At 54.6% G+C, this 8,808-nt stretch carries 7 protein-coding genes; 2 read left to right on the top strand and 5 right to left on the bottom strand.

Going from position 1 to position 8,808, the window contains the following annotated elements:
- Nucleotides 1-196 precede the first annotated feature (196 nt).
- A complete protein-coding gene (locus tag VOI14_RS15505; RefSeq protein WP_323752944.1) occupies nt 197-1,048 on the bottom strand; it encodes a 6-carboxytetrahydropterin synthase in 852 nt (283 codons plus the stop codon).
- Between the two features lie 144 nt (nt 1,049-1,192).
- Here VOI14_RS15505 and VOI14_RS15500 point away from each other — a divergent pair, with 144 nt between their 5' ends.
- Nucleotides 1,193-1,762, top strand: a complete 570-nt coding sequence (locus tag VOI14_RS15500) for a nucleotidyltransferase family protein (protein ID WP_323752945.1) — start codon at nt 1,193-1,195, stop codon at nt 1,760-1,762.
- Here the strand turns inward: VOI14_RS15500 and VOI14_RS15495 are convergent.
- The 3 genes from VOI14_RS15495 to VOI14_RS15485 form a co-directional block, all read right to left on the bottom strand.
- On the bottom strand, nt 1,745-2,824 hold the full coding sequence (locus tag VOI14_RS15495) for a response regulator (protein WP_323752943.1): 1,080 nt from the start codon (nt 2,822-2,824) through the stop codon (nt 1,745-1,747). The two genes, VOI14_RS15500 and VOI14_RS15495, sit on opposite strands and share 18 nt — an antisense overlap.
- Nucleotides 2,825-2,878: 54 nt before the next feature.
- Nucleotides 2,879-4,165, bottom strand: a complete 1,287-nt coding sequence (locus tag VOI14_RS15490) for a PEGA domain-containing protein (protein WP_323752942.1) — start codon at nt 4,163-4,165, stop codon at nt 2,879-2,881.
- Between the two features lie 115 nt (nt 4,166-4,280).
- Complete coding sequence (locus VOI14_RS15485; protein ID WP_323752941.1) at nt 4,281-4,742, bottom strand: hypothetical protein; 462 nt, start codon at nt 4,740-4,742, stop codon at nt 4,281-4,283.
- 100 nt (nt 4,743-4,842) lie between these two features.
- Between VOI14_RS15485 and VOI14_RS15480 the strand changes: the two genes are divergently transcribed.
- Nucleotides 4,843-7,767, top strand: coding sequence for an insulinase family protein (locus VOI14_RS15480; protein WP_323752940.1), 2,925 nt, complete (start codon nt 4,843-4,845; stop codon nt 7,765-7,767).
- A gap of 67 nt (nt 7,768-7,834) precedes the next feature.
- On the opposite strand, the gene VOI14_RS15475 is transcribed toward VOI14_RS15480, so the two are convergent.
- Entirely contained in the window at nt 7,835-8,650 is an 816-nt protein-coding gene (locus VOI14_RS15475) for a pyruvate, water dikinase regulatory protein (RefSeq protein WP_323752939.1), read from the bottom strand.
- Nucleotides 8,651-8,808: the final 158 nt, after the last annotated feature.

The raw sequence follows: 8,808 nt of genomic DNA, 5'->3' as shown, positions 1-8,808 counted from the left end.
CCCTTTCACGGCGGCAACAGGGGTTCGAACCCCCTAGGGGACGCCAATACGGCTTCACGGTTTAGTCCACCGGGAAGCCATCAAAAAAACCGCCTTCGGGCGGTTTTTTTGTGTCTGAAATATAGTTGTCTGAGAACGCTGGGGCAGGCCCTAGGTGATCTGACCCCGGCGTTCTGCTGGGGCCGCCGCCCCAGAGTTAGCGAGCCGAGATGGCTCCCTTGCCAACGCCTTCATAGGCCTTCACGCGAATCTCATCTTCAGGAAACTCGGCTTTCAGTACATCAGCCATGTGCGCGGCGATCAGTTCTACCGTGGTGTCTGTTTCCAGCATGTATACACGGCTTTCTGGCAAGCTGAGTGCAAACTCGCCCTGGTTGGCTTCGTATTCGAAGCTGATGTAGCGTTGCCCATCGTCACCCACAAAGCGCCGGGTAACGTCCTCTTCGGTGCCTACGTAGATGTCTTCCCACAGTTTGGCCCAGCGCTTCTCCAGCTCTGCGTCGCGTTGGCCGTTTCGATCAATGCGAATGGGGGATCTATGGCCGTGCGCAATGCGCTGACAATTGCCCAGATGCTTCTTCAGGCCGTGCACATAATGGTAGTAAGCACCTTCGATGATGTCTTCGCGTAGATTGATCTCTACGGTGGTCACGTTGCCGGGCAGTACGGCCTTAAGTTCTTTTTCCAGCAAAGCCGCTACGGCAGGTTTCATCACGCGATCGGCAGATAGCCAGACAACCGCCTCATCCGGTGAGGTGTGGGTGATGTGGCTGCCGTCTGTCAGGTCCCAGCGGAAGGTATGGGGCTGGTCTTCGTTCCAGTGCAGGCCCTCGTAGCCTCTTGGAATCACCAGTCGATGGTCTACGCGTTCATCAATAACCCGTTTGATTGTGCGTTTGACGTTGCTGAAGTCGAAGACCATGCCTTGGTCGTCCAGCTCACCGCCGAGGACCACGTCGGCAATCCAGCTCTCGCCCACAAGGCCCCGAGCAGGGTCTAGGTAAGCGAAGTCAATCACGGTGAGGTTGTCGACGAAAAGATGGTTCATGAATGGCCTGACTATATTGGTTGCATGGTGGCGTGATTCTAGCAAAAATCGTTCTCTTCAGCAGTTTGCAAATGAGAACGTCTAACAGGAGGTCGGATCATAGCCACGAACAGCACTCAGCTCGATCAGCAGTTTCCGGCATTGGTGCTGGCGGCAGGCCGCAGTGCGCGCATGGGGATAGCGAAGCAAACCCTGGAAATACCCGGATGGGGAACGTTGCTAGGGAACGCCATTCGGCAAGCCCGATTGCTGTCGGGCTGCGTCTCGGTGGTTGTTGGGGGCGGCTATCCTTTGATTCGATACCGTTGCTCTCAACCACCTTCACGCTGGCTCTATTGTCCTGATTGGGAACAGGGGATGTCGGCATCGTTAGCAACGGGTATTCAGGCTTTGGGTCCATCGGCCCTTGGGGTTTTCGTACTGCTCGGAGACCAGCCTTTGCTGGCTGAAGAAGGGCTTTTAAGGCTTGGCCAGCGTGTCCGGCAAGCGCCGGATAGCGTGTGGGCTGCAGATTACGGTGCGCGAGTGGGAGTGCCAGCATGGATTCCGAGGCGCCTCTGGCCTCAGGTGCTCCGCTTGCAGGGCGATGTAGGGGCTGTGCGTGTATTGAATCAAGTGGAAGCTAATCGAGTGAAGATTGTGGGGGTGGATTTGGATGTCGACACCCCCGCACGTTGGCAAAAAATAAAGCAGGTGCTAGCCGAACAAGCCTGACAGCCACGCAATGCCCACGCTGAAAATGCCCAAACTTACCGCAAGCCCCAAGGTGTATATGCGAGAGTTTACGGCCTTTTGTTGAGCGACGTAGAGGTCGATGGTGCGTTGCGCAATGTCTTCCGCTGTTTCACGGGAGATCTCGTGGGCTTGCTGAACGGCCTCCGACTGGAGGGTTTGCCAGAACTCGGTATCAATCGTTTGCACGCTGGTGATGTGGTCTTTGAGTTCTGCCATGTGGTCGGCTGTGAAACCTGAGTTTTTCGCCATTTCCTTGCGCGAGATTGCGAGTTCACGGCTGAGGTTCATATTCACCTCGGCGGTCACTTCGTCGCGAAGGTTACGGGTGCGTTCATCGACCAGCTCCGACAACGATTTCAAATGCTCTTCTATGCTCGCTTCTTGTTTTTTCTGGGTGTCCTCGAGGGCTCGTTTGACGTGAACGTATTGTTCGTCGAACAAGTCGCTGAGCAGCTCGTGCAAACGATTGTTCACGTGGGTCTTAACAGCAGAGCGGGAAATTTGCTCAATCAAGTCTGCGGTTAAGGGCACAGCGTGGGAATCTGCGGTGCTGGTCACCGTGTTGTTGGTGTTTTCGGCTGAACTGTTGGTCGGAAGAGTGATTGAGTCTTCCTCATCCGCGGCGGACGATGTCAGGCTTTCAGGCCGAGGCAGAGTGCCTTGCTCAACGTCGGTCGCCAGTTGCTGCAGCATAAGGGTGAGCCCTTCGCTTTGGGGCGGCTTGGTGAGAATGCTGTAGATGCCGAAGTTCTGAGCTTCATCAGTGAATGAAGATGATTTCTTCGATGTGCACATGATAATAGGTATGCTGGCAGTGTCCGGATTGCTCTTGATCGCCTTGGCAGCTTCCACGCCACTCATGCCCGGCATCAAGTGATCCATGAAAATTACATCGGGTGGCGTGTGTTTGCTCAGGAAATCCAGAGCTTCCTCGGCAGAGCTTGCCATAGTCACTTCCATGTCTCGATTCTCAAGGATCTTGCTCAGGGCGAACCTGGCGACCTTGGAGTCGTCAACCAGCAAAGCACTTTTGATTGCCATCTCACTACCTCAACCTGTTACTGCAAACTCGTGGGTGTGGCGACCGGAGTTTAATTACCAGCCTTCCAGTTGCGGGCATTGCGTTGCCCGATAGCTCTTGTCCCGATAGCACACTCCGGGCTCTGTCGTGCGGGCGGTGAAGACTTCGCCGGCCGCTGTCGTCAGGCGTACCTGTCCGTAGGGCTCGCCGTGTCGGAATGTTGCTTCGATGGAGCTGCCATTCGGATTGCGCAGCAGTCCTGCGCCATGGAATTCACCTTCCATATACTGACCATCGTACTTCTTGCCGTCTGTAAATATTTCAGAGCCTTGGCCGTGGAAAGTGCCATTAGAGAATTCACCTTCGTAAGAGCGTCCGTCCGGGTAGGTAAGAGTGCCCTGACCATGGAACTCGCCGTTCCGGAAGTTGCCCACGTACAAAAGTCCATCCGCTGTCGTAAGTGAGCCAAGGCCTTGCATCCGGCCTTGCATCCAATTACCGGTAAGTATGTCGCTGTTTTTCTTGGTCAGTGTGCCTTGGCCGTGGAACTGGTCGCGCTCAAAGCGGCCGGTGTATTGAGCGTTGTCGGCGCCTCGCCACTGGCCTTCGCCGTGGTGTTCGCCTTTATTCCAGTCGCCTTCGTAACGACTGCCGTCTGGGTGCCATGCAGTGCCAGTGCCCTGGAATAAGCCGTTAACGAAGTGCCCCTCATAGCGAAGGCCCGTTTCGTCGATCCAGGTGCCATCTCCGGTTTTGACGCCGCCAATCCACCGGCCGTTTGAATAGTTCACGGTGGTGTATTGTTCGAGTTGGCCAACTAAAGTAAGTTCTTGGCCAGCTTTGAGGGCGATGGAGTTCTCCCAGGGCTTGTATCCGGGCTTTTCGATGGTGACTTGGTAACGGCCGGGGGGCAGTTCCAGATCAAGCCGAGTGGCGCCGTATTTTTTACCATTGATGGTGACCTGATCACCCACTACGTTGGAGCGAAGCGCCAGTTTGCCGGTTTTGGCCGGCTCTGCGAAGTCGAGCAGTTCAGGCTCCTCTGGACGCGGCTCCACCCCGAATTCTTCTGCGGTGATGGTCGGTTCAGAGGCTGGAATAACGGTTGTGGGTTGTTCCGTTACGGCTGGTTCTTTCGGTGTTGGGAGGTTCGAAGCAATGGCTTCTGTCCGCTCAGGCGGTGGCTCCGGATGCTCTGGAGGGGCTGAGGCCTCGGTGGCGGTGTTCGCAAGGAGCGAAGCTATGACAGGCTCACTGTGGCTTTCCAGCATCGGGTTATGCTGCACTGAGGCTAAGCCTGCGGTCATGAGTAACATCAGAGCAAGCGCGTTGACGAACATCAGCGGTCTGAAATCGACCATGATAAAACCTCTTGTCCCAACTTCCTGGATGCTTTTTATTATGGATCCATCTTAACCACTGTCTGCAACGTTATGTAACAGAAAGTGTCTGAAGTTGGTCAGAATGCAGGCCAAATCACATTTTGTCGGGAAGCTGGTCATGATTGAGACGTTCCCACGACTTCATGTACACATCTGCCTCATATTGGTACGGCGACCGGAACGGTGTTAACACGAAGTCGAACACGAGAAAAAAGGTGCCTATCGAGAACCAGGCAATCATCATCGTACTGATGGTGGTGGCTTGCTCTTCCGGGTTGGAGTCGATAAAACTTTGCAGTACCGGGATCATATCTGTGGCCAGTACGACGGGGTTGAAGCTGGCCATCACGAAGGGGAACCAGAACGCCAGAAACACCGGGAAAAAACCGTAAGACCAGAGCAAACGGCGTAGAAGGTAAACGCTCACCTCGCGCCAGAATTTATGACGAATCTCGGGGACTTTATGAATGCGTTCTAGATATTGGCGACGTTCCGCCCACCACGCGGCTACTTCGGGAGCGTCAATAGTATTTGTTGAATGGGTTTTGTCTGTCATGGATCGGCAGGCTACCTAGTTGAGTTTGTTCGATGCATCATATCCGATAGTACGTGTTACCCTGTAATTCTCCAATTGTTCAATGCATAGGATTGTTTTAATGGCTGCAGTGACCGACAACGCAATTCATCCGGCTTTCGAAAAAATTCGCAGTCACCGGATCAGTACTCTTAACCTCGATGTGGAGGAATATCTCCATAAGAAGACCGGAGCCCGCCACCTGCATCTGGCCGCGGATAACGATGAGAACGTGTTTTTTGTAGCCCTTCGAACCTTCCCGATGGATTCAACCGGGGTGGCTCACGTTCTTGAGCACACGGCGCTGTGCGGTAGTGAGCGTTTTCCTGTGCGCGATCCGTTCTTCATGATGATTCGCCGTTCGTTGAACACCTTTATGAACGCGTTCACCAGCAGTGACTGGACGGCATACCCCTTTGCCAGCATGAACCGGAAGGACTTTGATAACCTGTTGACGGTGTATTTGGACTCGGTATTTTTCTCCAAGCTTGATCCGCTGGATTTTGCGCAGGAGGGGCACCGTTTGGAATTTGAGAAACCGGATGACCCAAGCAGTGATCTGGTCTATCGGGGCGTGGTTTACAACGAGATGAAGGGGGCGATGAGCGCGCCGACTTCGCAGTTGTGGCAGAACCTGTCCAGCCACTTGTTCCAAACCACGACTTACCACTACAACAGTGGTGGCGAGCCAGACCATATTGTTGATCTGAGCTATGACGATCTGGTGAAGTTTTACCGTCATCATTACCATCCGAGCAACGCTATTTTTGCGACTTACGGGAATATTCCCGCGTATGAGCACCACGAAAAATTTGAAGAGCTGGCGTTGAAGCGTTTTGACCGTCAGGAAATCAAACTGCCGTTGCACGACGAAAAACGCCTGTTTTCCCCGATGCGGGTTGAGCAGGGATACGCAGTCAGTGAGGGCGAAGACACAGAGGCTAAAACTCACATTGTGATGGGTTGGTTGTTGGGTCATAGTTTTGATCTGCAAGAGAATCTTGAGGCGCAGTTGTTGGCTTCCGTGCTGTTTGAAAACAGTGCTTCACCGATGATGCGGGCGCTTGAGACCACGGACATCGGTCATGCGCCGTCGCCTATGTGTGGTCTGGAAGACTCCAACCGTGAAATGACCTTCGTGTGTGGCATCGAAGGCAGTGAGCCGGGCCGTCGCAATGACCTGGAGGCGCTGGTAGAACAGACTCTGGCTAACGTCGTTGAGGAAGGCGTCAGTCCGGAACGGCTTGACGCGATTCTTCATCAGTTGGAATTGCACCAGCGGGAAATTGCCGGTGACGGCTTCCCTTATGGCCTGCAGCTGATCATGCAGTCGATTTCGCCGATGGTTCACGGTGGCGACCCGGTTGAGTTGCTGGATCTGGAGCCGGTACTGGCGACACTTCGGGAGAAAATTAAAGACCCGGAATATGTGCCGAATCTTATTCGCCGCAAGCTGTTTGAGAATCCACACCGAGTGACGTTGACCTTGCGCCCGGACGAAAAGCTGGAAGGTGCGCATCAAGCTGCGCTGAGGGAGTCTCTGGCCAAGCGCAAGGCTAGCCTCACTGAAGAAGACATCAACGTGATTGTGGAACGTGCCAAAGCCCTGGAAGAGCGGCAACTCCGCAAAGACGACGACTCTATCCTGCCAAAGGTCGGCTTGTCCGATGTTCCGTTGCAGATGCCGGAGCCCGAAGGCCGGTACGATGCTGAAACCGGCGCAACCCTGTATTCCCGTGGAACCAACGGGTTGGTATACCAGCAGATTGTATTGCCTGTTCCTGCGTTGAGTGAAGAAGAGCTTTTGCTGTTGCCTTACTACACCACTTTGATCTCGGAAGTTGGGTGCGGTGAGCTGGACTATCTGCAAATGCAGGATCGTATTTCGGCGGAATCCGGCGGGATCGGAGCTTCGTTTCTTACGAAAGGGCGGATCGATGACGTGCAGGCGATGTCAGGGTATCTGATTTTCAGTGGTAAGGCGCTGGCCCGAAACAGTGGCGCATTAACCCAACTGCTGAAAGACGTATACACCGGTGCGCGGTTTGATGAGAAGGAGCGTATTCGAGAGATTATTGCTCAGGTTCGTGCGCGTCGAGAGCAGGCGGTAACCGGTAGTGGTCATGCTTTGGCAATGGGAGCGGCGGCGCAAGGTTTGAGTCCCGGTTCCTGGTTGAGCTTCCGTTTGGGTGGTCTTGCTGGTATTCGCGGTACCAAAGAACTCGACAAGTCTCTGAACGACGAAGCGGCGTTGAGCCAGTTCTGTGCGAGCCTCGCGGCCCTGCACGACAAGATTGGTAAGCAGGGGCGCCAGTTCCTGTTGATCGGCGAAGAGTCCCAACTGGCGCCAATGCTGGATAGTGTGAAAACCAGCTGGCAGGATGAGGGTGATCAGGTAGAGAGCAGCTGGTCTATGGATCCGGTGAGCTACAAAACTCAGGAAGCCTGGTTGACCTCCACTCAGGTGAATTTCTGCGCCAAAGCGTATGCGACGGTCGCAGTCGATCACCCGGATGCTGCCGGGTTGACGGTATTGGGCGGATTCCTGCGCAACGGATACCTGCACCGGGCGATTCGTGAAAAAGGCGGGGCCTATGGTGGTGGAGCCGGACAGGACAGTGTGAACGGCGTGTTCCGTTTCTTCTCCTACCGTGATCCGCGCTTTGCCGAAACGCTGGACGATTTCGACGCAGCGTTGAACTGGTTGCGTACGGAGGAGCACGATGAGCAAGCGCTGGAAGAAGCCATTCTGGGCGTAATTGGCCAGCTGGATCGTCCGCATTCTCCGGCAGGGGCAGCGCGACATGCGTTCCACAACAATTTGTTTGGCCGTACGCCAGAGCAGCGCGCGCGGTTCCGGGAGCGTGTGTTGAACGTGACGTTGGATGAAATGCGCCGAGTGGCGGATGTCTGGCTGAAGCCGGAAGATGCCAATGTAGCGGTCGTCACAAGCCCTGACAACCGCGAGGTGGCGGAACAGTTAGGCCTGAGCATTCAGGAACTGTAAGAGCAGATCGTCAGGAATAAAAGGGGTGGGGGACGCGAGTCTCCCGCCCCTTTTTTATTGGGTCGGCTTACCGGTGGCGTTTGAGTCCGGTCGAAACCATGATGCGAGTGGAAATCTCTTCAACGGAGTAGGCCGTGGTGTTCAGATAGGGGATGCGCTCCCGTTTGTACATCAGTTCGATTTCTTCCACTTCATGCATGCATTGCTGCATGGAGGAGTAGCGGGAATTGGGGCGGCGTTCGTTGCGGATGGTGGCTAATCGCTCCGGCTGGATGGTCAGGCCGAACAGTTTTTGCTTGTGGGGCCGCAGTGCACCCGGCATTTTTTGGTCGTCCAGATCTTCTTCGGTGATCGGGTAGTTTGCCGCTTTGATCCCGTATTGCAGCGCCAGATAAAGGCAAGTGGGTGTTTTGCCGCTTCGGGAGGCGCCGATCAGAATCAAGTCAGCTTCGTCGTAATGTCGCGTTCTGGCACCGTCGTCGTTATCCAGTGCGAAATTCACCGCATGAATCCGGCGCTCGTAACTGCTGACGTTGTTGATGGCGTGGGATTTCCCGACTGAGTAAGACGAGGACGAGTTCAGTTCTCGTTCCAGCGGATTCAGAAAGGTGCCGAAGATATCAACCATGAAGCCTTTGGCGTCGCTGACGATCTCCCGAATGGCGCTGTTGACGATGGTGTCGAACACTAACGGGCGCTCGCCATCGATCTCGGCGGCGGTATTGATGCGTTTGACCATTTCCCGCGCCTTTTCTTCATCATCGATATACGGCACCGTAATGCGTTCAAATTCGATCTTTTCAAATTGGGCTAACAGCGCGTGGCCCAGTGCTTCGGCGGTCAGGCCGGTGCCGTCCGAGATAAAAAAAGCGGTTCTTTTCATGGTTTCATCCACTCAGGTTTTGAGGCGGTTCCCTAGGTAATTTCCGCAGCTTACAGTATTATACTCGCCAGTTTCGAGACTCCGCGCCACTCAAGATACAAGGGAGACCACGCTTTGGAAGATTACATTATCTGGTTTGACCACCTAGGAATGTCCGA

The sequence above is a fragment of the Marinobacter sp. genome (genome assembly GCF_034669625.1).
In the GTDB taxonomy this organism is placed as follows: Bacteria; Pseudomonadota; Gammaproteobacteria; order Pseudomonadales; family Oleiphilaceae; genus Marinobacter.
This window is presented reverse-complemented; position numbering and strand designations above follow the sequence as displayed.